The following is a 23,677-nucleotide window of genomic DNA, read 5'->3' on the forward strand; positions in this document are numbered from 1 at the left end:
ATACCCTTGTTTGGGCGGTCGACATGCCTAGGCGGTCGCGGCTCTTGTTTGCGCTGGCCGGAGCACTCTATCTGACGGCACTGGCACGGGATGGTGTTGACCGCTGGGTCGATGCCACAACGCTGCCTTCCGTTCTGGCTGAAACTTCGGTCGAGATGCGGGACCGGAATGGCGAGCTTTTGCGGGCGTTTCCAGTCGAGGATGGCATCTGGAGGCTGCGGCCCGGCGCAGTTGACCCGGATTTCATCGCGATGCTGATCCGGTACGAGGATAAACGGTTCTGGACCCACGCCGGAGTGGACCTCATCGCGATGCTGCGGGCTGCCGGGCAAAGCCTGTGGAACGGGCGTAACGTGTCGGGCGGGTCCACCCTGACCATGCAGGTGGCGCGGTTGATCGAAGATGGCCCAACCGGGCGCTGGAGCGGGAAATTTCGCCAGATCAGAGTCGCATTGGCGTTGGAGCGGCGTCTGAGCAAACAGCAAATCCTGAACCTTTATCTGACCCATGCCCCCTATGGTGGCAATCTTGAAGGGCTCCGTGCCGGCGCCCGCGCGTGGTTTGGAAAGGACGCCACGCGGCTGACGCCCGCGCAAAGCGCCCTGTTGGTTGCGTTGCCGCAATCCCCCGAGGCCCGGCGCCCGGATCGCAAGCCAGAGGCTGCCCGGCAGGCCCGCGACCTGGTTCTGAACAGGCTGGTGCGCCACACCGTCCTGACCAATGCCCAAGCGCGTGCGGCCATGACCGAACCCCTTCCGGATCGGATGAATCTGTTTCCGCGCTTTGCACCCCATCTGACTGACCGCGTGAGGCTGCAAGCACCCGCAATCCAGGCCTTCGATCTGACGCTGGATGCCGGATTACAGGCCCGGCTGGAAACCTTGGTGGCCCAGGCCGCCACCCGCGTCGGACCACGCGTTTCCGGGGCTCTGATCGTGGCCGACCATCGCAGCGGCGAGGTTCTGGCATCGGTTGGATCTGCCGGGTACCAAGATGCCCGTCAGGGGTTCGTGGATATGACCCGGGCCGTACGGTCACCCGGATCGACCCTGAAACCTCTGGTCTACGGGCTGGCCTTCGATCAGGGGCTGGCCCATCCCGAGACCCTGATCAGCGACAGCCCCGTGATGTTTGGCCGATACGCACCGCGCAATTTCGACGGCGCCTTCCGTGGCGATGTCCGGGTGCGGGACGCCCTACAGCTGTCGCTGAACATCCCCGTAGTGCGCCTGACGAATGAGCTGGGGCCAGCTCGGTTGATGACGGCTTTGCGGTTGGCCGGGTCAGAGCCACGTCTGAATGGCGCAACACCCGGATTGGCGATTTCTTTGGGTGGCGTGGGGTTGAGCCTGCACGATCTGGTACAGGTTTACACCACTCTGGCAGCTGGCGGTACAGGCCCGATCCTGCATCATGACGTTCTGGCAGACGCCCGGCGCACCCGGCGCGTTCTGTCGGAAACCTCGGCCTGGCAGGTTTCGGACATTCTGGCCGGGCTTGCGCCACCGGCAGGTGGTGCGACAGGGGCGCTGGCCTACAAGACCGGCACGTCTTATGGCCACCGCGATGCCTGGGCCATCGGCTTTGACGGGCAGCACGTCATAGGGGTCTGGCTGGGCCGCGCCGATGGAACGCCTGTTCCCGGTGCATTCGGGGGCGACCTTGCCGCACCCCTGTTGGCCGAGGCTTTCAACCTGTTGAAACCCGAGCTCACGCCCCTGCGCCCGCCGCCGCCTTCGACCCTGCTGGTGGGTGCTGCTCAATTGCCCCAACCCTTGCAGCGTTTCCGCCCCCGCACGGCTGTATTCGACAATGACCCGTCCGCACCAGACTTGCTGTTTCCGCCCGATAATTCCGTGTTAGAGACGTTTGGGGCACCTCTGACAGTCAAACTGCGCGGGGGTGTCGGGCCGTTTTCAGTGCTGGCAGACGGTGTACCCCTGCTGACCGGGCAGCGACACCGAGAGTTCGAAATCCCAAATCCCGGGGCCGGTTTCACTTCGCTTGTAGTGGTGGATGCGCAAGGTCAATCCGACCGGGCATCCATCCGGATCGACTAACGTCGCCCCTCGCGCAGCCAACCGCCCAGAAGGAACCCACCGGCCAACATCAAAACCAGCCAAGGCGGAAGCAGACCCGCTTGCGTAACGTCTCGTGTCTCATAGGCATTTCGCGGCGTCAGACCGATCCAGCCCCGGCCTGCTGCCGGACGCCCGGTGCGCACGTTGCGGATCGACGGTAAACCGTCCTCCAAGCGGATTACGCCACCCCGCATACTGGCCAGAACTGGCTCGAGAACATCGCCGGTTGCGATGGTGCGTTCAAACTCCTTCGGTGCGGCGGGGCCAAGGCCAATCACGGCCATGTGGTCGCCTTCCTGCAAACGGTAAAGACCAATCTCGGGCCCATAGTATTGCGCTTCGAACCGCCCCGGAGAGACCTCTTGCAAGGTGATTTCCAGCGTTTCCCCGTTCGGGCGCGTCACAGTCACCGGACCCACATCATCCCCAAGCGTCTGTCGAATGATGCGCATGGACTGCCCGTTGGCTTCGGCCCACAGCGCCTCCTCCTCGAGTTCGGGTTCCTTCATCATCCAATGGGCCAACCTGCGCAAAAGCTCCAGTTGCGGGCCGCCACCCTCAAAGCCACGGCTCCACAGCCAGGCATGGTCCGATGCCAGCATCGCAACACGCCCTTCTCCCACTCGGTCCAGAACCAGCAGGGGGCGTTCGTCAATGCCCGTCATCAGAACCTCGCCCGAGCGATGGTTCACATCGATCTGGCGCAACCAGGCCCCCCAATCCTCGGAATCGCCCAGATTTGTTGTCACCGGATGGCGCTGACCCAACTCGCTGACCTTCGGAACAAAGCGTTCCTCGAAGACACGCGCGGAAGGTTGCGCCGGCAGGATCGGCGCCAGCGGCGACCGGAAAATGCTGTCAGCTCCGGCGAAATCGGGACCGGCCGCAATCAGAACCGCGCCGCCGTCATTGATATAACTGGTGACGTTGTCCAGATAGATCGCAGGCAGGATGCCGCGCCGCTTGTAGCGGTCGAATATGATCAGATCGAAATCGTTGATCTTTTCCAGAAACAACTCGCGGGTCGGGAAGGCGATCAAAGACAATTCGTCCACCGGCACGCCGTCTTGCTTCTCGGGCGGGCGCAGGATGGTGAAATGCACCAGATCGACCGAGCTGTCGGATTTCAGCAGGTTGCGCCATGTGCGCCCGCCCGGATGAGGTTCACCCGAGACCAGCAGAACGCGCAGGCGATCCCGAACGCCGTTCATCTGGATCAGCGCGGTGTTGTTGCGGTCGGTCAACTCGCCTTCGGCCAGGGGCACGGAAAACTGGATCACGTTGCGCCCGCCATGAGGCAGGGTGACAGGCAGTTCGACATCCCGACCGATTGGAATACTCAGTTGCTGAGGCTCACCACCATCCACGGAAATCTCCAACGGCGCTGTCGCGGCACCCGCGGGTGCTGCTCCGCTGTCCTCAACCCGCAGGGTCAAAGTCACCGATTCACCGATGATGGCAAAAGCAGGCGCATTTCGGACGATAAGCCTGCGATCCCAGTCGTCCGCACGCCCGGTTTGCAGCAGATGCATCGGCGCCGGCAATTCCGGGGCCTGATCGGCATCGTGCACGATCCCGTCCGATACCACCAGAATGCCTGCGATGCGCGCACGCGGTTCCTCGGCCAGGGCCTCATTCAGGGCGGCCATGACCTGCGTGCCCTCATCCCCGTCACCGTCGCCGACCCGAATGCGGCGCAGTTCCGTATTGTCCCGCGCCTCGATCTCGGCGGCCAGATCTTCGGCGGCCTGCACCGTTTGTTCGGCCCGGTCCGAAAGTGACTGGCTGGCGCTTTCATCCTCGATCATCAAAACGATATCCGTCAGCGGCGCGCGGTCCTCGACTTGATAGACCGGACCGGACAGTGCCGCGACGACAACCAGGGCCGCCAATCCCCGCAGGGCCCAGCCCGACAAACCGCGCCACAAGGCCAGAGCTACTCCGACAGTGGCAATCGCCCCCACAGCAGCCAAAAGCGGCCACGGGATCAGCGGGTCGAATATGACGGTTCCGGTCATTGTCCCAACCTGTCCAAAAGGGCGGGCACGTGGACCTGATCGGATTTGTAATTCCCGGTCAGCACGTGCATCACGAGATTGACGCCAAAACGATTGGCCAGTTCGCGTTGCCGTTCCCCGGCATACCCACGACCGACAGGCAAAAGGGCCTGGCCGTTGCGATCCACGGCCCAGGCCCCGGCCCAGTCATTGCCGCCGATAACCACCGGTGTCACGTTGTCATTGAGGTTTCGGAAAGGCATCCCTTCGATCTGTTCTGCATCCCCGGGTGCAGCTTCGACCCAGACTTCTGCGCCGGAATAGCGGCCCGGGAAATCCTGGAGCAAATAGAATGTTCTGGTCAGGACGTGATCGCGGGGAATCGGCTCTAATGCAGGGATATTCAACGGTCCGGCCAGTTGCTGCAACTTGCGGCCATTCGGACTGGATGCGCCGAAACCGGCAATATCCGCATCGCGCGTATCAAACAGGATCATCCCACCCGAACGCAAATAGGCGTTCAGTTTGATATACGCCTCGGCCGAAGGTTGCGGCTGGTTCGGCGTAATGGGCCAGTAGAGAAGCGGAAAGAATGCCAGCTCGTCTCGTTCCAGATCAACGCCGATTGGGTCCGCCGGTTCGACAGAGGTGCGAAAGAACAGGGTTTGCGCCAAGCCCCGCAATCCGGCCTCGGCAATATCGTCCACCTGCGTCTCACCGGTCAGCACATGCGCCAGCACAAGCTCGTGCGTTGCGGCAAGGGCAAATTCGGTATCCTCCGGCGTCTGCGCCTGTACGTCCGGCACCAGCAGAAAAGCGGCCAGCGCGGCAGCCGCCGTTCGCGCCAGACCCAGCCTGCCCGACAAGGCCAGCGAGGCAATCACGTCAACCGTCAGCAAGATCATTGCGAGGCTTAGTAACAGGCCACCAAGCGGGGTTTCCGTGCTGACCTCCTGCCCTTTGATCGGCACATTGGCGGGCCAGGTCACCGGGCGCAGCTCGGTTTCTTCCGAGACCACGTTCAATGCCAGCTTCTGCTTTCCGCTTTCATAGAGACCCGGACGCAAATCTGGCCCGATCCGGCCCGAGATCAGCTGAACGCCATCCACACCGGCCAGGGTTCCGGCATCTGACAGGGCGCCAAACCCGTCCATAATCTGAACCGGCTCCCACGTGGTGCCTTGCAGTTGCGATTCTTGCCGCGACTTGGCCGCCGAAGCCACGGCCAAACGATCCAGCATCTCGACGAACAGGCCCGACAACGGCAGGCTGGACCATTCGGCATCCGCAGTGACGTGAAACAGCACCACCTGCCCAAGCCCCAAAGCCTTGCGTGTCACCAACGGAGTTCCGTCGGACAGCGAAGCAATCACGCGATCCGCCAAGTTAGGGTCTGGTTGCGCCATGACTTGGGTCGAAACAACCACGTCCTTTGGGATATCCAGGCCAAAAAACGGAGAGCTCTCGGGGAATGGAGCCAGCGTCTTGGCTTCGCCCCAGCTCATCGCACCGCCGACGGATCGCCCACCGCTGCGCAGCCGCGCCGGCAACAGGGTGTCTTCGGTATCCCTGCCCAGATCGCTGGCCGCCATGCGTGGACCGGCAAAACGCAGCAGAAGCCCGCCCTGTTCGACCCATTCGATCAAAGCGGCCTCTTCCGGCTCCGACATCTGCGCCACGTCCGACAGGACGATCACATCCGGGTTGGCGGGCAGAACCTCAAGCAGGCCGCCATCGACAAAATCCGCGGTCGGGACCAGGACCTGCGTCAGGTAATGCAGGGGTGACAACAGCTCCAGCCCTTCACGGTTGCGGGTTCCGGCAATCAGCGCAACCTCGCGCCGGCGCAGACTGTCATCGGTCAAAGTCACGGCCCCGGCGGACCTTTGGCCCTGTATTTCAAACCGCGTGATACGGGCGCGCAATTCCGACGGCAGCGCCAGATCGGCCTGCGCCGTGGTTTCGCCGGCTTCAAAGGTCAGGTCGACCGAATGCAGCACCCGGGCCGTGCCCGCCGGATCACGGCCTTGCGCCAATACCGTCACGCGGTCTTCCGGTCCGAGGCCCGCGCGCTGGACCGTCAATTGGATCAGCCCGTCCTGATAGGCCGCAGGCCGGATCGCAACGGGCCGGGAGGCCGCCTGATAGACCGTCACATCTCCGCGCGCCTGAAGGCTGGACACCAGTTCAGCGTGGTCTGCATAGTCCAGCCTGTCACTGAACCAATGGGTATCAAATCCGCCGTCAACGGCGTTCAACGCGGCAATGGTCTGAGCAATCTGATCTGCATTCGGCTGCCAGGGGTTCGGGGTCAGCCCAGGCAAACGCCCGCGCCACGCTTCCGCAGCCTGAAATACCGGTGTTTCAGGTTCTGTCAGGCGCAAAATTGCAACCGTTCGGCCCGCGCGCCCGGCCTCCGACAGTTGCGTGTCGATTTGGTCAAGTGTCGCCGGCCAGCGCGCGGCTCCGGCCCAACTGGCGTCCAGCACCAGCAGCAGCGGCCCGGTTCCGGTTTCATCCCGTGACGGGTTCAGAACCGGCCCTGCCAGCCCGATGATGATCGCAGCCGCCGCCAGCATCCGCAGCAGCAGCAGCCACCATGGGGTGCGGTCGGATACGCTTTCGTCATCTTTCAGGCCCAACAGCAGCGTGACCGCCGGGAACAAGCGGCGGATCGGTGCCGGCGGAACCGCGCGCAGGATCAGCCACAGGATCGGCAGAGTCAGAAGACCCAGCAACACCCATGGCGCGGTAAAGCCGATGCCCGCCAGAACCGTCATCGCGTGCCCCCATCCAAGGCCCGATAAAGCCATAAAAGAGCCGCTTGTGCGCTGTCGCCCGTGTGGTGCAGGCCCAGTTGCCAGCCCGTCGCTCGGCACAGTTGCCTCAGCGCGTCCTTGCGGTGCGCCAGGCGTTCCAGATAACGGTCCCGCAGCTCGGCGGCCTTGAGCGTTTCGTGTCGGACAGACCCTCCGACGCTTTCGAAAATGGTGCGTCCGCGATAGGGAAACGACTCTTCACCCGGATCCAGCACTTGCAGAACCACGCCGCGCACGCCACGGTCGGCGGCTTTGGTCAGGGCAAGTTCAACCTCATCCATGGGGCCCAGAAAATCCGAGATGAACACGGCGCGGGCATGAGGGATCATGGCGCGGTGTTCGGGCGGGGCGTAATCCGCTTGATCATCCTCGGTCCAGGCCTGCGCCAGCCGGATGATCTGCGCATTGCCGCGCCGGGGCGGCAAGGTGGTGCCGGTCAGACCTACGCGTTCACCGCCGCGCACCAGAAGGATGGATGTCGCCAGCCCCAACAGCCGGGCGCGATCCGCCTTGGTCGGCAGGGTCTTGTCGGACGCAAACCGCATCGAAGCCCCCTGATCGACCCATAACATCACGGATTGCGCGATCTGCCATTCCCGTTCACGTACGAACTGCTGATCCCCCCGCGCCGAGCGGCGGTGATCGATCATGCGACGGCTGTCGCCGACCTGCGCCGGGCGGTATTGCCAGAAATCATCCCCCATCCCGGACCGCCGTCGACCGTGGTCGCCCAGCAGAACGGTTCCGGCCAAGTGCTCGGCCCGCGCCAAGAGGGGCGGCAGCCGTGATGCCTCGGCTTCGGATCTCTCGCGAAGGGTCAGCTCGGCATTCACGCCGCGGCCTCGGTCCGGATCAGCCCGACAGCGGTCGAGTCAATCAGCTCTGCAAGGCTGTCACCACGCGCCCTTGCCGCAAAGTTCAGTGCCATCCGGTGGCTGAGCACCGGGCGCGCCATATCCAGAACATCCTCGGCATTTGGTGCCAGGCGTCCCTGCAACATGGCACGCGCCCGCACCGTCATCATCAGCGCCTGCGCGGCACGGGGGCCCGGACCCCAGGCCACGGTTTCGGCAACCCGTTCGGACACACCGGGTTCTTCGGGGCGGAAGGCCCGCACCAGATCAAGAATCAGTTCAACGACGGATTCTCCGACCGGCATCCGGCGCAACAAGACCTGCGCAGCCAGCAACTCTTCCTTGCTGAAAATCTGATGCGCCTCTTCCTCTTCAACCCCGGTCGTGGCCAGCAGAATATCCCGCTCGGTCTGACGGTCGGGATATTCGACGTCAATCTGCACCAGGAACCGGTCAAGCTGGGCTTCGGGCAGCGGATAAGTGCCTTCCTGCTCGATCGGGTTTTGCGTTGCCAGCACATGGAACGGCGTACCCAATGAACGATCTTCACCTGCCACGGTAACGGTGCGTTCCTGCATCGCCTGCAACAGTGCCGATTGTGTCCGCGGGCTTGCCCGGTTTATTTCATCCGCCATTAACAACTGACAGAAGATCGGGCCGGGAATGAACCGGAAATGCCGGCTGCCATCGTCGGCAGTGTCCAGAACCTCGGACCCAAGAATATCGGCGGGCATCAGGTCGGGCGTGAACTGAATGCGGCTGCCATGCAGGCCCATCACCGTCGACAGAGTCTCGACCAGGCGTGTCTTGCCCAAACCCGGCAGACCGATCAACAGGGCATGGCCGCCGCACAAAAGTGCGGTCAGCGTCAGGTCCACGACCCTCTCCTGCCCGATGAAGCGGCGGGTGATCGAGGCCTTGGCCTCTTGCAGCTTGTTTTCCAGCGCTTCGATCTCGGCTACGAGGTCGGCAGGTTCGGTCATGACTTTCCCTTCCGTGGACTATTATGATTGAAGTGTATCGCGCTGAGAGGAAATGGCAAAAGCAATGAGCGGACAAAAACCTGTGAAACCGTCGCCAGATGGTCTGGCGGCATCGGTCAAAGCGGCCAAAACCAACGGTTTACCGCCCGTTCACCTCTGGAATCCTCCGTTTTGCGGCGATCTGGACATCAAGATCGCAAAAGATGGCACATGGAGTTATTTAGGCTCACCCATCAACCGTTTCGAGCTTGTGAAGCTTTTTTCCTCAATTCTTAAGAAGGAAGACGGCAAGTACTTCCTCGTCACCCCGGTCGAGAAGGTGGGAATCACTGTCGAAGACGCGCCGTTTGTCGCTGTGGATTTCGACCGGGACGGGGATGGAAAGAACCAGTCCTTGACCTTCACAACCCATGTTGGCGACCGGGCCGTGGCCGGAGTTGATCATCCGATCCGGATTGTTATCGACCCTGAAACAGACGAACCCTCACCCTACATATTGATCCGCGACAACCTCGAAGCTCGGATAGACCGCAAAAGCTTTTACCGCCTCGTCGAGATCGGAACGCACCATGACGGCTGGTTCGGTGTTTGGTCAGGCGGGCAGTTCTTTGGCCTGATCCCCTCAGCCGACCTGAGCTGACCGTGGCGCGCGATCCTGTGCCAGCACGACAGCCATTGCAACAATGCTCGCACCCAATGCCCGAGTCCAGTTCCATTCGTCCCCCAGCATCAGCATGATCAGCATCACGTAAAACGGGGCAACATTGATGTGGAAAGAGGCCAGCGCAACGCCCAGCTTACCGACGGAGGTGATGAAAAATACCTGGCTGAGACCCATGGAGATAAGCGCATAGATCATCAGCATGCCTGCCTGCTGCATGTCGAACGCAGTTGCAGGCATCACGTCCAGACCAAACTGCGCCGATCCGAAAACCAGCAGCGATGCCATGGCCAGCCCTCCGACAAAGGTGATCGTGGTGCGCCCGGTCTGGCTCAGTTCGGCAAAATCCCGGGCGGTTGCCATGCTGGCCCAGCAAAATAGCACCGTTGATCCAACCGCACAGGCCGCGCCCAGACCCAACTGGGCCGGGGCCAAGGCGCTGGTGGCGATCAACCCGCCGACAATCGATACAGCTACGCCCAGCGCAAAATTCCACTTCAACCGGCGTGTGCCAGCAGCCAATTCAAGCAATGTGGCCACCAAAGGTGCGCAAGAGACGATGATTGCCACCGTCACCGGGTCGGTCAGCTTTTGCGCCAAGATCAACAGGAACATTCCCAACCCGATTCCAAGGCCGCCGACGGTCATTGCATGACCCCAGCGGGCTGAAACAACCCGGCGCGGCCCGTCCAGAATCACCCAGACCGGCACCATCACCAACACGGCCAGCGCCAGTCGCGCGGCCAACAGGGCGACGGGCGGCCATGTTTGCAACAGCACCTCGGCCGCCGGAAACCCGGCCGCCCATGTCAGCATCGAAGCCACGGCCAACCCGTTACCGGACAAGGCAGAATGCTGTCCCGTCGGCGCAGAAAGGCTGTTCCCGCGGACGGGGTCTGGGCTCATCGCCATCGTTTTCAAACCTTCCATTGGCACGGCGTCAGAAAATTGATTCGCCGCAATGCAGGAAGCGTTTCCGATTTCATCGGGTCGATCTGGTCGAATTTCGACAAACTGTCGTTTTCTGTCACTTTCACAGAAATCAACGCGCGGATAAGGTCGGGCCACCAGAAATCCATGGGCCGCCTATGCCAAAATTCGCCGCGAATATCTCATTGCTCTTTGCCGAACTTCCGTATCTGGATCGGTTTCAGGCAGCGGCAGATGCCGGGTTCCAGGCGGTCGAGATCCTGTTTCCGTACGAACTTGCTGCAAAAGAAACCCGGCGTGCCTTGCTGGCCAACGGGCTCGAACTGGTTCTGATCAACGCGCCCCCGCCGAATTATACCGGTGGCGCACCGGGTTATGCCGCCATCCCCGGCGGTGCGTCCCGGTTTCAGTCTGATATCCGCCGCGTTCTGCGCTACGCTCAGGTGCTGCGGCCGGGCTTCATTCATATAATGTCCGGATACGCAGCCGGGACGGATGCGTTGGACTGCTTCGTGCAAAACTTGCAGTGGGCCGCCGATTTCGCACCGCAGCAGACATTTACGATCGAACCCCTCAATCCGATGTCCCAACCCGGCTATTTCCTGAACGACTATAATCTGGCGACCGAGGTACTGGGCCGCGTGGATCGCCCGAATGTCGGTCTGCAATATGACAGTTTTCACGCACATATGATCCACGGCGACGCGCTGGCCGTCTGGGAGCGTTTTCACCCCAGTGTTGTCCACGCCCAGATTGGGGCCGCCCCCGAACGTTCTGAACCGGGACGCGGGCCTACGGATTTCGCGCAGCTTTTCGCGGCAATGGATGATGCTGGTTACAGCGGTTGGGTCAGCGCCGAATACGCGCCTTCGACGGCTCGAACGGATGCGACCCTGGCTTGGATGCGACGTTAACGACGTTCATTAGTCTGGAATTCGCTGCCCGAAAGGCGCACATATCGGGCAAGCCGTTTTCGAGGATGCCCGATATGATTCCTGCCCGCTTTGCCCATGCCATCTTTGGACTGATCATGTCAGGACTGATGTCGTGCATTGTCACCGGGATCGCTACGGTCAAGGCAGTGGGGTTCCATCCTGAAACGCTTGGTGACTGGATGGCGTCCTGGGCCTTTTGCTGGCCCATCGCGTTCACGGTGATCCTGGTCCTAGGACCTTCGGTTAAACGTATGGTCGAAGGGTGGGTCAGGCCACAGAGCTGACCCGGAAGGCTGACCTGGTGCTAGTGCGCCTCGGCCCAGTTCGCACCCTGGCCAGCATCCACGCTCAGCTTCACATCCAGTTTCACCGCCGGGTCCGAGGCACCCTCCATCACCTCGCGCGCCACGTCGATCAGCGGATCCACGGAATCCTCGGCGACTTCGAACAACAGTTCGTCATGGACCTGCAACAGCATCTTGGCGGGCAGCCCGTTGATCGCACCCGGCATCCGCACCATCGCGCGCCGGATCACATCCGCCGCCGTGCCCTGAATCGGCGCGTTGATCGCCGCCCGGCGCGAGAATCCTGCATGCGGCCCCTTGGCGTTGATTTCGGGCGTGTGGATCTTGCGCCCGAACAGAGTTTGGACATAGCCGTGCTCTTTGGCAAATGCCACCGTGTCATCCATATACTGGCGAATGCCCGGAAAGCGTTCGAAATAGCGGTCGATGAAACCCTGTGCCTCGGCCCGCGGGATGCGCAGGTTGCGCGCCAGTCCGAAGCCCGAGATGCCATAGATCACACCAAAGTTGATCGCCTTGGCCTGACGGCGGATGTCCGGCGTCATCTCGTCCAGCGGCACGTCGAACATTTCCGACGCGGTCATGGCGTGGATGTCCAGCCCGTCGGCAAAGGCCTGTTTCAGGGTCGAAATGTCGGCGATATGCGCCAGGATGCGCAGCTCGATCTGGCTGTAGTCGAGGCTGACCAGAACATTGCCCGGCTCGGCGACAAAGGCCTCGCGGATGCGGCGGCCCTCCTCGGTGCGCACGGGGATATTCTGCAAATTGGGGTCGGTCGAGGCCAGACGCCCGGTATTCGCCCCGGTGATGGCATAAGACGTGTGCACCCGGCCCGTGTCGGGGTTGATATGGGTCTGAAGCGCGTCGGTATAGGTTGATTTCAGCTTGGACAACTGGCGCCAATCCAGCACCCTGCGCGGCAGTTCATGCTCGGTCGCCAGATCTTCCAAAATATCAGCCCCGGTCGAGTACTTGCCGGTCTTGCCCTTCTTGCCACCTTCCAGGCCCATCTTGTCGAACAGGATCTCACCCAACTGCGCGGGTGAGCCGACATTGAAGTTCTCACCCGCCAACTCGTGGATTTCAGCCTCTAAACCGGCCATTTTCTGGGCAAAGGCGTTCGACATACGGCTCAGCACGTCGCGGTCGACCTTGATGCCATGCATCTCCATCTCGGCCAGAACCGGCACAAGTGGTCGTTCGAGCGTCTCGTAGACAGTCGTCACCTGCACCCGGTGGAGCTGCGGTTTGAACAGTTGCCACAGGCGCAGCGTTATATCCGCATCCTCGGCGGCATAGGCGGTGGCCTCGTCGATCGGCACCTTGTCGAAGGTGATCGCAGATTTGCCTGACCCCAGCAGCGGCTTTATCGGGATCGGCGTATGGCCGAGATACCGTTCCGAGAGCGTATCCATGCCGTGCCCATGCTCACCGCCATGCATGGCATAGGACATCAGCATCGTATCATCGATCGGGGCCACATCGATACCGTGACGCCGGAAAATCTTGGCATCGTATTTCATGTTCTGCCCGATTTTGATGATCGAGGGGTCCTCAAGCACCGGCTTCAGCAGCGTCAGCGCCTCATCCAGAGGCATTTGCCCTTCAGCCAGCGCGTCCGACCCGAACAGATCATCCGCCGCACCATCACGGTGGGTCAGCGGGATGTAACAGGCTTCGCCAGCCTCGACACACAGCGAAATACCGACCAGATCGGCGATCATTTCATTCAGACCGGTGGTTTCGGTATCAACAGCGATCCAGCCTCGTTCATGGGCCTGATCGATCCATTTTTGCAAAGCCGCTGCATCACGGACACATTCATACTTTGCCGCGTCAAACGGGATCGTCTCGGCCTCAACTTCCTTGGCCGCAGGCGCCGGAGCGTCGGCGATGGCCGGTGCTTCGGCCCCCAGCTTGTCGGCGATCCGTTTGGTCAGTGTGCGGAATTCCATATCCGCCAGAAAACCCAGCAGGGTCTCTGCATCGGGCTCTCTCACTTCAAGGTCATCCAGCGTGAAATCCAGCGGTGTGTTCTCGTCCAGCTGTACCAGTTTCTTCGACAGTTCGATCTGATCGCGCTTTTCGATCAGGGTCTGCCGGCGCTTGGGCTGTTTGATTTCCTCGGCCCGGTCCAGCAGTGTTTCCAGATCACCGTATTCCTTGATCAACAGCGCCGCCGTCTTGACCCCGATTCCCGGAGCACCCGGCACATTGTCAACGGAATCCCCCGCCAGCGCCTGAACATCCACAACGCGCTCAGGAGCAACTCCAAACTTCTCGATCACCCCGTCCCGGTCGATACGCTTGTTCTTCATCGCATCCAGCATCTCGACACCGTCACCGACCAACTGCATCAGATCCTTGTCGGAACTTACGATGGTCACGCGGCCCCCAGCCTCGCGCGCCTGCACGGTCAGGGTGGCGATGATGTCGTCGGCCTCATAGCCTTCGAGTTCCTTGCAGGCGATATTGAACGCCTTTGTCGCCTCGCGGGTCAGTGGAATTTGCGGGCGCAGGTCCTCGGGCATCGCTTCGCGGTTGGCCTTGTACAGGTCGTACAGATCATTCCGGAATGTGTGCGACCCCTTGTCGAAAATCACCGCCACATGGGTTGGCGCATCCGGCCCGGTGTTCCCTTCGACATATTTCTGAAGCATGTTGCAGAACCCGGACACCGCCCCAATCGGCAGACCATCCGACTTGCGGGTTAGCGGAGGCAGCGCGTGATAGGCCCTGAAAATAAAGGCCGATCCGTCGATCAGATGCAGGTGACATCCTTTTCCGAAATTGCTCATGCGCGCGCTCCCTGTCGGTCAGGGATGGTTCTGCCACAGGGTCACGCGGGTGACCAGCCAAGAACGCAGCCTAACCGCCAAACAATCCCGAGAAGACGTCAGAGAAACTGTTCAGCAAAGCCATGATCACCAACACCCCCAGCAACGCAAAAAACGCAAAGGCAAAGAACTGGAACAGGATTGCCCCCGTACCTATAACCATTCCGGCGATGGCAGGGCGCCGCTTTTCGTGACGCAGGATGCCAACAGCTGATATGACAATCGCAAGCCCGCCAAGCATGGCGACACCGATCCGCAGGAAATCATCCAGATCGCGGGCGCGGGCAACGGGCTCGGGTTGTTCCATCCCCGCGGCGGCCCTCAGTGTCGATTTGCCGATTTCGGCCGCCAGTTCGCCCAGCGACACACCCGCAGTCTGCTGAGGTGCAAAGGGCCCCGCCCAGAATACGAACAACGCAGCAAACAACGCCAAAGATGCGATGCAGAACCCAACCCAGCCGAAAACCGGGTTAACATTGTCAGTGGCCGAAATTCCGGTCATCACGTATCCCTGCTTTGGTTGCGCCAAAGCACTAACATGAAAACCGAGGCAAGATTTGGGCAAAACCCGGCTGGTCGGGCAATCAGCCCTGTTCACGGCCCTTCAGCACATATTTGCAGTCGCAATACGGGCATTCGACCCAGCCTGTATCCTCGGGGATTTGCAGCCAGACGCGCGGATGGCCCAATGCGCCTTCGCCGCCGTCACAGGCGACACGGGCGGTTTCGACGATCTTGGTTTCCGGCGCTTCGATGGTCACGGCTGGCGATCCTTCTTCGGTTGTCGGCCTCGCGGGCATGTATTAGGTGCGTTTATGAGCGATGAGCAATCCGGGGGCAAGAGCCACATGAGCGATGCGGCAATCGGGATCGAAGGTCTGCGCAAGACCTATCGAGGCGGCAAGGGTCAGCCTGAGAAACACGCGTTGAAAGGCATTGATTTGACTGTTCCCAGGGGTTCGGTTTTCGGGCTGCTGGGCCCGAACGGCGCCGGGAAATCGACCCTGATCAATATTCTCGCCGGGTTGGTGGTGAAGTCTTCGGGCCGTGTATCGATCTGGGGTTTCGACCAGGATCAGAATCCGCGGCAGTCCCGCGCCGCGATTGGTGTGATGCCGCAAGAGCTGAACCTTGACCCGTTTTTCACCCCGCGGGGCGCCTTGGAAGTACAGGCAGGCCTGTACGGCGTTCCGAAATCCGAACGGCGCAGCGACGAGATCCTTGAACTGGTCGGCCTCAGCGACAAGGCCGAGGCCTATGCCCGCACGCTGTCGGGCGGGATGCGGCGGCGACTGCTGCTGGCCAAGGCGCTGGTGCATCACCCCAGAATCCTGGTGCTGGACGAACCCACGGCAGGCGTGGATATCGAACTGCGCCAGATGCTGTGGGCCAATGTACGCAAGCTGAACCAGCAGGGCATGACCATCATCCTGACCACCCACTATCTGGAAGAAGCGCAGGAGATGTGCGACGAAATCGCCATCATCAACCACGGTGAAAAGATCACTCAGGACAGTACCGCCAACCTGCTGGGCCGCATGGACAGCCGGACCATGGTCATTGTGCCGGACACCCCGGTGGTCGACCTGCCGGTGACCGAAGGCGTCGAGGCCAGCTTACGCGAAGACGGCAGCCTGATACTGCAATATCGCAGCGCCCGGACCAGCGCCGAGCAGGTTCTGGAATCCGTCCGGGCGGCGGGCATCCGCATCCGCGACGTGCGCACCGAAGAGGCCGATCTCGAGGATGTGTTCCTGGCCCTGACCTCCTCGCGGACCGACGATGCTCCGGCCGACGATCAGGACCAGCCGCGCCGGGGCCTGCACCGGGTCAAGCTCTAAACCCGGTCGATCCGTGCTTGGTAGCAGTTGTTCCGCGCCGATCTGACGTGAATATAGGCCACGTCCGGGCGGGCAAAAATATCGCTGACTTTTGCGTCGATCTGATCTTTGGGCGTGATTGCGCCGGTGCCATAGACGATCCGGTTATCCGGTCCATACCCCTTGATCAGATAGTCGGGTGCACTGGTCAAAATCTCGGGCAGGGCGCCGCCTTCATAGCGCTCGCAAGGCGTTGCGCACAGAAAGATCGGCCCTGTTTCAGCGTATGGATGTGGCTCTAAAAAGGGGCGATGCGCCAATATCAGCATCTCTGCGCCTTCGGGAATGTTCTTCAGGCAGTGGCGACAGGGATTGCCAGCCCCCGACGAAACGGCGCGCTCGGGCGCGGCGCCATATGCATCAGGCTGACCTGCCTGAAGGGCGCGGACTTCGTCAGTGGGCAGAGCGGTGATCTTGAACATATCAGGTCTCCTTTTTCTGCAACCATGCGCGCCTGGCCTGGTCCAGGCGACCCGTTTTCTGCGCAAAGGACTCGAAAAAGAACAAAACGTGAATATAATGTGGAATCGCCATGTATGCCGAGCTATCGATCACGTCGAACTTCACCTTCCTCACCGGGGCTTCGCACCCCGAGGAGTACATGGAGCGCGCCGTCACCCTGGGCCTGCCCGCCATCGCCATCGCCGATGACAACTCGGTGGCCGGCATCGCCCGCGCCCATACCCAGGCGCGCGAGATCGCCCGCAAGGTGCGCGAGCGCCGCGCGTGGGAGGAGCAGAACACGCCCATCGGCCCGCCCTGCCCCGATCACATCCCGAAACCACCCTCGTTCCCGGTGCATGCAGTGCCGCGCCTGATCCCGGCGGCGCGGCTGATTTTTACCGATGCCCCGCCCGTCACCGCCCTGCCCATCAACCGGCAGGGCTGGGCCAGCCTGTGCCGCCTCCTGTCCACCGGACGGCTGCGCGCGGCCAAGGGCGAGTGCATCCTGCACCTGTCCGACCTGTTGGAGTTTTCCGACGGTCTGCACCTGCTACTCTGGCCACAGGCGGGCCGTCCGAGCGGCGGCGCGAGCGGGTGGCGAACACAGGCGCAACAGCTGACGCGCCGCTTTGCCGGGCGCATGCATCTGCTGATGCATCCCCGCTATGACGGGGCGGACACGGCATTTTTCCATTTGTTAGAGACTGAATCGCTTCATCTGGGCCTGCCCACCATCGCCAGCGCCGCACCGATGATGCATCACGGGTCGCGCCGCCGGCTGGCCGATGTGCTGACCGCGATCCGCCTGCGCCGCAAGGTGGACGATCTGGGCCGCCACGCGCTGGCCAATGGCGAACAGCGCCTGCGCTCGGAACCCGAGATGCTGCGCATCTTCAAGGGCTTTGAGGGCGCCGTGGCCCGCGCTTATGCGCTCAGCCAGGAACTCACATTCTCGCTGGACGAGCTGCGCTATGAATATCCCAGCGAGGGCAGCGACAAGGAAACCCCGACCCAGCGCCTGCATCGGCTGGCGCATGAAGGGTTGAAATGGCGCTATCCCGCCGGGGCGTCCGAGAAAGCCCAAAAGATGCTGGCGCATGAACTGACGCTGATCGGCAAGCTGAAATACGAACCCTACTTCTTGACCGTCCGCGACATCGTCCATTTCGCCCGCGGCCGCGGGATCCTGTGCCAGGGGCGCGGGTCAGCGGCGAACTCTGTCGTCTGTTTCTGTCTCGGCATCACCGAGGTCAGCCCCGAGATGGGCACCATGGTGTTCGAACGCTTCGTCTCCGAGGCGCGGGACGAGCCGCCCGACATCGACGTGGATTTCGAACATGAACGCCGCGAAGAGGTGATCCAGCACATCTATGAACGCTATGGCCGCCACCGCGCGGGGCTGTGCGCCACGGTGATCCACTATCGCGGCAAGCGCGCCATCCGCGAGGTGGGCCGCGCCATGGGCCTGACCGAGGACACGATTTCCGCCCTGTCCTCGCAGCTGTGGGGGTTCTTCTCGGCCTCGGGGCTCGAGGCGGAACGGATGCGCGAAATCGGCCTCGACCCCGAGGATCGCCGCCTGAAACAGACTCTAACATTGGTGCATCAGATCAACGGGTTCCCTCGCCACCTATCCCAGCATGTGGGCGGGTTCATCATCACCGAGGGCCGTCTGGACGAGCTGGTGCCCATCGAGAACGCCACCATGGAGGACCGCACCGTCATCTGCTGGGACAAGGATGACATCGATTCCTTGGGCATCCTCAAGGTCGATGTTCTGAGCCTGGGGATGCTGACCTGCATCCGCAAGGCCTTCGACCTGATCGGCCAGCATCATCAGACCAGCTATACGCTCGCCACCCTGCCGCCCGAGGACCCGGCGGTCTATGACATGCTGTGCCGCGCGGATTCGGTGGGCGTGTTCCAGGTGGAATCACGTGCGCAGATGAACTTTCTGCCCCGGATGCGGCCGCGCAATTTCTATGATCTGGTGATCGAGGTCGCCATCATCCGCCCCGGCCCCATCCAGGGCGACATGGTGCATCCCTATATCCGCCGCCGGAACGGAGAGGAGGAGGTCAGCTTCCCCTCGGACGCACTGGGCGAGGTGCTGGGCAAGACGCTGGGCGTGCCGCTGTTTCAGGAACAGGCGATGCAGATCGCCATCGTCGGCGCGGGCTTCACCCCCGAACAGGCCGACCGGCTGCGGCGGTCGCTGGCGACCTTCAAGAAGCATGGCAATGTCAGCGAATTCCGCACCCTGTTCCTGCGCGGGATGCAGCGCAACGGCTATGACGCCGAATTTGCCGAGCGGTGTTTTTCGCAGATCGAGGGGTTCGGCTCCTACGGCTTCCCCGAAAGCCACGCGGCCAGCTTTGCGCTGCTGGTCTATGCCAGCGCCTGGATCAAGTGCCACCATCCGGGCATCTTCGCCTGCGCGCTGCTGAACTCGCAACCGATGGGGTTCTATGCCCCTGCCCAAATCGTGCGCGATGCGCGCGAACATGGCGTGCAGGTGCGCCCGGTCTGCATCAATGCCAGCTTTTGGGACAACGTGATGGAGCCCGACGGCCATGGCGGGCTGGCCCTGCGGCTGGGCTTTCGCCAGATCAAGGGCCTCAGCGAGGAGGACGCCAGCTGGCTGACCGCCGCGCGCGGCAATGGCTATCATCAGGTTGACGACGTCTGGCGCCGCGCGGGCCTTGGCCCCTCGGTGATCGAGCGTCTGGCCGAGGCCGATGCCTTTGCCGCCTGCGGCCTGACCCGGCGCGAGGCGCTGTGGCAGGCCAAGGCGATCGCCACCGCCAGGCCCCTGCCGCTGTTCGCGCAGGATCTGGAAGGCGAGGCGCTGGACGAGCCCGCCGCCCATCTGCCCCGGATGTCGCTGGGCGAACAGGTGGTCGAGGATTACGTCGCCACCCGCCTGAGCCTGCGGGCGCATCCCGTGGCTCTGCTGCGGCACCTGCTGACGCCAGGGCAGCGCGACAATACCACCTCTGTCACATAACGCCGGAACCGCCTATCTGCCAAAAAACAGAGTCGAAAACAGGCCACCATGACCAGACCAACCCTTCCGCCGCGCTTTCCCGCGACGCCCGAGCAGATCAACGCACAGGTTCGCGCCTTTTACGCCCGAGTGCGGCAGGACGCGGTACTTGGCCCGGTATTCGCCAACCATGTCACCGACTGGCCCGCGCATGAGGAAAAGATCGCATCCTTCTGGCGCAACGCCATCCTGTTCGAGCGCAGCTATGACGGCAACCCGCAGCGGGTGCATATCGAACGACCGGACGTAAAGCCCGAGATGTTCGCCCATTGGCTGGACCTGTTCGAAAAGGTCGCCACCGAGACCCTGCCTCCGGAAACCGCCACACCATGGGTCGCTCTGGCGCGCCGCATCGGTGTTGGGATGAAGGCCGGGGTGCAATCGGCCCGCCAGCCCAAGGACGCGCCACCGATCCTGCGTTGAGCCCACGTCATGGCTGCCTTGCGATGTTAGCGGTAAATTAGGGGCTATGCGGGTCGAGAAAATAGGGTTAGTCAGAGACAAGACAGCCCCTTTTGCGCTGCCCCTTCACATCGACACATCACCCGAGGCCGACCCATGAGCACTCAGAACACCACCCTCCGGGGTCTTGGCTATGCATTCGCGGGCTTTGCGGTCTTTGCCACCCATGACGCGCTGATCAAGACGCTGGGCGGGACCTACTCGGTGATGCAGATCATCTTTTTTGCCACGCTGTTTTCCTTTGTCCCGATGGCCGTGACGATCTTGACGGACCGGACCACGGGCAACTTTCGGCCGCATCACCCCTGGTTGGTGTTGCTGCGCTCGGGTCTGATGGTCACAGCCATGTCCTGCGCGTTCTATGCCTTTTCGGTCCTGCCCCTGGCCGAGGTCTATTCGTTGCTGTTTTCTTTCCCGCTGATCGTCACGGTACTGTCGATTCCGATACTGGGCGAAGTCGTCCGGGCCCAGCGCTGGGCTGCGGTTGGCGTGGGTCTGATCGGGGTGCTGATCGTTCTGCGCCCCGGCGCAACGGATATCACGCTCGGCCATCTGGCTGCCCTGATGGCCGCATTCTGCAGCGCCTTCGCATCCGTGCTGGTGCGCAAGATCGGGAACGAGGAACGCTCGGCCGTCCTGATCCTGTATCCGATGCTGCTGGCGATCGTGGTCATGAGCCTGGCCCAACCGGCCGTTTATCAGCCGCCGTCCCTGTTGCATCTGGCCATGATGGCGCTGGTCGGCGTGTTTTCCGTGATCGCCCAGCACCTGATCATTCTGGCCTATCGGGCTGCGCCCGCCGGTGTCATCGCCCCCAGCCAGTACAGCCAGATCATCTGGGCCACGATATTCGGCATGATGTTCTTTGGCGAAACGCCCGACATGTGGGTCGCAGTCGGGGCCAGCATCATCATCGCGTCCGGTGTGTTCGTTGTCTGGCGCGAGAGCCGGGCCAATGTATCGCCGAACAAGCCGGTTCTGCGTGTCCGCTCGCCGCGTTCCGACACCGGCGCCTCGGCGCGGCCGGGGTCGTAGGGCGGCCGCTACTGATCTTTCAGTCTGATCTTCCGGCCACCGTTTTCGCCTGTTTCCTCGAACTTCCCGGTGGCTCGTACCAAGTCGCTCAGCCGCTTGAAGCCGTAGGTTCGCGTGTCAAAATCCGGATAGTTCATGCTGAGCTGACTGCCGACCCAGCCAAGGCCCGCCCATCCGTCCGGTTCCTCGGATTTGAGCACGACATTCCGGATCAACTGATAAGCATGGTTCAGCTCTTGTTTGGCAGAGGGCTTCTTAGCTTTCTCCGGGGAATCGTTCGCCTGCACCTCCTCCTTTTTGATATTCTCGATGTAGATGAATCGGTTGCAAGCCGCGACAAAGGCTTTGGGCGTCTTTTCCTCGCCGATCCCGAACACGCTCAACCCTTGTTCTCGGATCCGGCTGGCAAGCCGGGTAAAGTCGCTGTCTGACGACACCAGTACAAACCCACCGAACCGGCCGGAATGCAATATGTCCATGGCATCAATCACAAGGGCGATATCCCCGGCGTTCTTGCCAGTGGTATTGGCGAATTGCTGGTGCGGTACGATGGCGTATTCCGCCAGTTTCTCGGCGCTCCAACCCTGCGGCGTGCCGCCCGAGAAATCTCCGTAGATCCGGCGCAGGCTTGCCTCGCCCAATGTGGCGACTTCTTCGAAGATTTCGGCGACGTGTTTTGCCGGAACATTCTCGGCATCAATCAGAACGGCAAGGCGTTCTGTGGTGGTGGTGGTCAATTTAGTCTCTCTATTCAGGTATTTATCAATGCTCTGAAGATAGGAGACAAAAAGGGCGGGTTAAACCCCGCCCTTGCAATTTCTGGTTGTCAGTAAATCACCACCGACCGGATGCTTTCGCCCTTGTGCATCAGGTCAAAGCCGGTGTTGATGTCGTCCAGACCCATGGTGTGGGTGATCATCGGGTCGATCTCGATCTTCCCTTCCATGTACCAGTCGACGATCTTGGGCACGTCCGTCCGCCCACGTGCGCCGCCGAAAGCGGTGCCGCGCCACGACCGGCCGGTGACCAGCTGGAACGGACGGGTCGAGATTTCGGCCCCCGCGGGTGCGACGCCGATGATGATCGACTCACCCCAGCCTTTATGCGCCGATTCCAGCGCCGCGCGCATCACGCCGACATTGCCTGTTGCATCAAAGGTGTAATCCGCGCCGCCCTTGGTCAGGTTCACCAGATAGGGCACCAGATCGCCCTCGACCTCGGACGGGTTGACGAAATCGGTCATGCCGAACTTGGTGGCCATCTCGACCTTGGCGGGGTTCAGGTCGACGCCGACGATCTGATCGGCCCCGGCCAGACGCAGGCCCTGAATCACGTTCAGACCGATGCCGCCCAGACCGAACACGATGGCGCGGCTGCCGATTTCCACCTTGGCCGTATTGATCACCGCGCCGATGCCGGTGGTCACGCCGCAGCCGATATAGCAGATCTTGTCGAACGGCGCGTCCTCGCGCACCCTGGCCAGCGCGATTTCCGGCAGAACCGTGTGGTTCGAGAAGGTCGAGCAGCCCATGTAGTGCAGGATCGGATCGCCATCCAGCGTCGAAAAGCGCGAGGTGCCGTCGGGCATCAGCCCCTGGCCCTGCGTCTCGCGGATGGCCTGGCACAGGTTGGTCTTGGGATGCAGACAGTATTCGCACTCGCGGCATTCAGGCGTGTAGAGCGGGATCACGTGATCGCCCGGCTTCAGGCTGGTCACACCCGGGCCGACCTCGACCACCACGCCGGCGCCCTCGTGCCCCAGAATGGCCGGGAACAGGCCTTCGGGGTCGGCGCCCGACAGGGTGAATTCATCCGTATGACAGATGCCAGTGGCCTTGATTTCAACCAGAACCTCGCCCGCCTTTGGGCCTTCAAGGTTCACATCCATCACTTCCAAAGGTTTGCCCGCCTGTACGGCGACGGCAGCACGGGTACGCATGGTACTTATCTCCCTGTCACTTTTGCCCCGACCCTGCGTCAAATACAGGGTGTTTTCAACTGTGCTTTCTTGGCAGGTTGGCTAATTGTTTGATATTGCAGAAACGACATTGCCAGAATGAGGAGCGCCAATGCACCGTTTTTTACCGATCTTTATCTTTCTGGCGGCCTGCGCAGACACAAGCGTTCCGCAGGATGTCGCCACCACCTCAGAAGACGCTCCTGTTGATCTGGCATTTTGCAAGGGCGAGCCCTTTGCCGAAACGGTCGGTCAGCCCGTATCAACGATTCAAGCCGACCTTCCCGAACGGTCTCGTGTTTTGGGCCCGGATGACATCGCCACACAGGATTACCGTATCGACAGGCTGAACGTCTATGTGAACGACACCGGTGTTATTCAGCGTCTGACCTGCGGGTAAGCGTGGACTCGGCAGGTGATTCTGAATTAAGAACAAAATAAGAACATCAAT

At 61.7% G+C, this 23,677-nt stretch carries 20 protein-coding genes; 9 read left to right on the top strand and 11 right to left on the bottom strand.

The window, feature by feature from the left end; all coding sequences use genetic code 11:
* The first annotated feature begins 23 nt into the window (after window positions 1-23).
* A complete protein-coding gene (pbpC, locus tag FIU92_RS15440; RefSeq protein WP_152459461.1) occupies window positions 24-2,060 on the top strand; it encodes a penicillin-binding protein 1C in 2,037 nt (678 codons plus the stop codon).
* On the opposite strand, the gene FIU92_RS15445 is transcribed toward pbpC, so the two are convergent.
* Genes FIU92_RS15445 through FIU92_RS15460 form a run of 4 tightly spaced genes read right to left on the bottom strand, consistent with a single transcriptional unit; the run spans window position 2,057 to window position 8,734 of the window.
* Window positions 2,057-4,099: a hypothetical protein gene (locus FIU92_RS15445; RefSeq protein ID WP_152459462.1), complete on the bottom strand. Its 2,043-nt coding sequence runs from the start codon at window positions 4,097-4,099 to the stop codon at window positions 2,057-2,059. The two genes, pbpC and FIU92_RS15445, sit on opposite strands and share 4 nt — an antisense overlap.
* Complete coding sequence (locus FIU92_RS15450) at window positions 4,096-6,858, bottom strand: DUF4159 domain-containing protein (protein WP_152459463.1); 2,763 nt, start codon at window positions 6,856-6,858, stop codon at window positions 4,096-4,098. The genes FIU92_RS15445 and FIU92_RS15450 overlap by 4 nt, the downstream gene beginning before the upstream one ends.
* The gene (locus tag FIU92_RS15455; protein ID WP_152459464.1) at window positions 6,855-7,730 is read right to left on the bottom strand and encodes a DUF58 domain-containing protein; all 876 of its coding nucleotides are present in this window, start codon (window positions 7,728-7,730) and stop codon (window positions 6,855-6,857) included. Before FIU92_RS15455 ends, FIU92_RS15450 begins: the two co-directional genes overlap by 4 nt.
* Window positions 7,727-8,734, bottom strand: coding sequence for a MoxR family ATPase (locus tag FIU92_RS15460; RefSeq protein WP_152459465.1), 1,008 nt, complete (start codon window positions 8,732-8,734; stop codon window positions 7,727-7,729). Before FIU92_RS15460 ends, FIU92_RS15455 begins: the two co-directional genes overlap by 4 nt.
* 64 nt (window positions 8,735-8,798) lie before the next feature.
* On the opposite strand from FIU92_RS15460, the gene FIU92_RS15465 reads away from it, so the two are divergent.
* Window positions 8,799-9,374: a DUF1285 domain-containing protein gene (locus FIU92_RS15465; protein WP_172978506.1), complete on the top strand. Its 576-nt coding sequence runs from the start codon at window positions 8,799-8,801 to the stop codon at window positions 9,372-9,374.
* On the opposite strand, the gene FIU92_RS15470 is transcribed toward FIU92_RS15465, so the two are convergent.
* Window positions 9,357-10,301 carry a DMT family transporter gene (locus FIU92_RS15470; RefSeq protein WP_254705320.1) on the bottom strand — a complete coding sequence of 315 codons (945 nt, stop codon included), beginning with the start codon at window positions 10,299-10,301 and terminating at the stop codon, window positions 9,357-9,359. The two genes, FIU92_RS15465 and FIU92_RS15470, sit on opposite strands and share 18 nt — an antisense overlap.
* Before the next feature lie 182 nt (window positions 10,302-10,483).
* Between FIU92_RS15470 and FIU92_RS15475 the strand changes: the two genes are divergently transcribed.
* Both FIU92_RS15475 and FIU92_RS15480 read left to right on the top strand, forming a co-directional pair.
* Window positions 10,484-11,239 (top strand): hydroxypyruvate isomerase family protein, encoded by a 756-nt coding sequence (locus tag FIU92_RS15475; RefSeq protein WP_152459468.1) that lies wholly within the window; start codon window positions 10,484-10,486, stop codon window positions 11,237-11,239.
* A gap of 74 nt (window positions 11,240-11,313) precedes the next feature.
* Window positions 11,314-11,544: a DUF2798 domain-containing protein gene (locus FIU92_RS15480; protein WP_152459469.1), complete on the top strand. Its 231-nt coding sequence runs from the start codon at window positions 11,314-11,316 to the stop codon at window positions 11,542-11,544.
* A gap of 20 nt (window positions 11,545-11,564) precedes the next feature.
* Here the strand turns inward: FIU92_RS15480 and polA are convergent, their stop codons facing one another.
* From polA to FIU92_RS15495, 3 genes are all read right to left on the bottom strand, one after another.
* Window positions 11,565-14,363, bottom strand: a complete 2,799-nt coding sequence (gene polA, locus FIU92_RS15485; RefSeq protein ID WP_152459470.1) for a DNA polymerase I — start codon at window positions 14,361-14,363, stop codon at window positions 11,565-11,567.
* 70 nt (window positions 14,364-14,433) lie between these two features.
* Window positions 14,434-14,904, bottom strand: a complete 471-nt coding sequence (locus FIU92_RS15490) for a hypothetical protein (protein WP_152459471.1) — start codon at window positions 14,902-14,904, stop codon at window positions 14,434-14,436.
* Window positions 14,905-14,986: 82 nt separating this feature from the next.
* On the bottom strand, window positions 14,987-15,163 hold the full coding sequence (locus FIU92_RS15495) for a zinc-finger domain-containing protein (protein ID WP_152459472.1): 177 nt from the start codon (window positions 15,161-15,163) through the stop codon (window positions 14,987-14,989).
* Window positions 15,164-15,250: 87 nt separating this feature from the next.
* On the opposite strand from FIU92_RS15495, the gene FIU92_RS15500 reads away from it, so the two are divergent.
* Entirely contained in the window at window positions 15,251-16,243 is a 993-nt protein-coding gene (locus FIU92_RS15500) for an ABC transporter ATP-binding protein (protein ID WP_152459936.1), read from the top strand.
* Here the strand turns inward: FIU92_RS15500 and FIU92_RS15505 are convergent.
* Window positions 16,240-16,704 (bottom strand): DUF1203 domain-containing protein, encoded by a 465-nt coding sequence (locus FIU92_RS15505; RefSeq protein ID WP_152459473.1) that lies wholly within the window; start codon window positions 16,702-16,704, stop codon window positions 16,240-16,242. The genes FIU92_RS15500 and FIU92_RS15505 overlap by 4 nt on opposite strands.
* Before the next feature lie 110 nt (window positions 16,705-16,814).
* Between FIU92_RS15505 and FIU92_RS15510 the strand changes: the two genes are divergently transcribed.
* From FIU92_RS15510 to FIU92_RS15520, 3 genes are all read left to right on the top strand, one after another.
* The gene (locus FIU92_RS15510; RefSeq protein ID WP_152459474.1) at window positions 16,815-19,733 is read left to right on the top strand and encodes an error-prone DNA polymerase; all 2,919 of its coding nucleotides are present in this window, start codon (window positions 16,815-16,817) and stop codon (window positions 19,731-19,733) included.
* A gap of 48 nt (window positions 19,734-19,781) precedes the next feature.
* Complete coding sequence (locus FIU92_RS15515; protein WP_152459475.1) at window positions 19,782-20,195, top strand: group III truncated hemoglobin; 414 nt, start codon at window positions 19,782-19,784, stop codon at window positions 20,193-20,195.
* 135 nt (window positions 20,196-20,330) lie between these two features.
* Window positions 20,331-21,269, top strand: a complete 939-nt coding sequence (locus FIU92_RS15520) for a DMT family transporter (RefSeq protein WP_152459476.1) — start codon at window positions 20,331-20,333, stop codon at window positions 21,267-21,269.
* 8 nt (window positions 21,270-21,277) lie between these two features.
* Here FIU92_RS15520 and FIU92_RS15525 read toward each other — a convergent pair whose 3' ends face one another.
* Window positions 21,278-22,006, bottom strand: a complete 729-nt coding sequence (locus tag FIU92_RS15525) for an NYN domain-containing protein (protein ID WP_152459477.1) — start codon at window positions 22,004-22,006, stop codon at window positions 21,278-21,280.
* An 89-nt stretch (window positions 22,007-22,095) separates the two neighbouring features.
* Window positions 22,096-23,208: an S-(hydroxymethyl)glutathione dehydrogenase/class III alcohol dehydrogenase gene (locus tag FIU92_RS15530; protein ID WP_152459478.1), complete on the bottom strand. Its 1,113-nt coding sequence runs from the start codon at window positions 23,206-23,208 to the stop codon at window positions 22,096-22,098.
* A 130-nt stretch (window positions 23,209-23,338) separates the two neighbouring features.
* Here FIU92_RS15530 and FIU92_RS15535 point away from each other — a divergent pair, with 130 nt between their 5' ends.
* Entirely contained in the window at window positions 23,339-23,626 is a 288-nt protein-coding gene (locus tag FIU92_RS15535; protein ID WP_152459479.1) for an I78 family peptidase inhibitor, read from the top strand.
* Window positions 23,627-23,677 lie beyond the last annotated feature (51 nt).

The sequence above is a fragment of the Ruegeria sp. THAF33 genome (genome assembly GCF_009363615.1).
Taxonomy (GTDB): Bacteria; Pseudomonadota; Alphaproteobacteria; order Rhodobacterales; family Rhodobacteraceae; genus Ruegeria.

Coding starts and splice junctions, on each gene's coding strand:
- FIU92_RS15535 (WP_152459479.1), top strand. CDS start 23,339: ATGCACCGTTTTTTACCGATCTTTATCTTTCTGGCGGCCTGCGCAGAC.
- FIU92_RS15505 (WP_152459473.1), bottom strand. CDS start 16,704: ATGTTCAAGATCACCGCTCTGCCCACTGACGAAGTCCGCGCCCTTCAG.
- FIU92_RS15450 (WP_152459463.1), bottom strand. CDS start 6,858: ATGACGGTTCTGGCGGGCATCGGCTTTACCGCGCCATGGGTGTTGCTG.
- FIU92_RS15480 (WP_152459469.1), top strand. CDS start 11,314: ATGATTCCTGCCCGCTTTGCCCATGCCATCTTTGGACTGATCATGTCA.
- FIU92_RS15515 (WP_152459475.1), top strand. CDS start 19,782: ATGACCAGACCAACCCTTCCGCCGCGCTTTCCCGCGACGCCCGAGCAG.
- FIU92_RS15490 (WP_152459471.1), bottom strand. CDS start 14,904: ATGACCGGAATTTCGGCCACTGACAATGTTAACCCGGTTTTCGGCTGG.
- FIU92_RS15510 (WP_152459474.1), top strand. CDS start 16,815: ATGTATGCCGAGCTATCGATCACGTCGAACTTCACCTTCCTCACCGGG.
- FIU92_RS15520 (WP_152459476.1), top strand. CDS start 20,331: ATGAGCACTCAGAACACCACCCTCCGGGGTCTTGGCTATGCATTCGCG.
- FIU92_RS15500 (WP_152459936.1), top strand. CDS start 15,251: ATGAGCGATGCGGCAATCGGGATCGAAGGTCTGCGCAAGACCTATCGA.
- polA (WP_152459470.1), bottom strand. CDS start 14,363: ATGAGCAATTTCGGAAAAGGATGTCACCTGCATCTGATCGACGGATCG.
- FIU92_RS15445 (WP_152459462.1), bottom strand. CDS start 4,099: ATGACCGGAACCGTCATATTCGACCCGCTGATCCCGTGGCCGCTTTTG.
- FIU92_RS15475 (WP_152459468.1), top strand. CDS start 10,484: ATGCCAAAATTCGCCGCGAATATCTCATTGCTCTTTGCCGAACTTCCG.
- pbpC (WP_152459461.1), top strand. CDS start 24: ATGCCTAGGCGGTCGCGGCTCTTGTTTGCGCTGGCCGGAGCACTCTAT.
- FIU92_RS15530 (WP_152459478.1), bottom strand. CDS start 23,208: ATGCGTACCCGTGCTGCCGTCGCCGTACAGGCGGGCAAACCTTTGGAA.
- FIU92_RS15460 (WP_152459465.1), bottom strand. CDS start 8,734: ATGACCGAACCTGCCGACCTCGTAGCCGAGATCGAAGCGCTGGAAAAC.
- FIU92_RS15465 (WP_172978506.1), top strand. CDS start 8,799: ATGAGCGGACAAAAACCTGTGAAACCGTCGCCAGATGGTCTGGCGGCA.
- FIU92_RS15470 (WP_254705320.1), bottom strand. CDS start 10,301: ATGAGCCCAGACCCCGTCCGCGGGAACAGCCTTTCTGCGCCGACGGGA.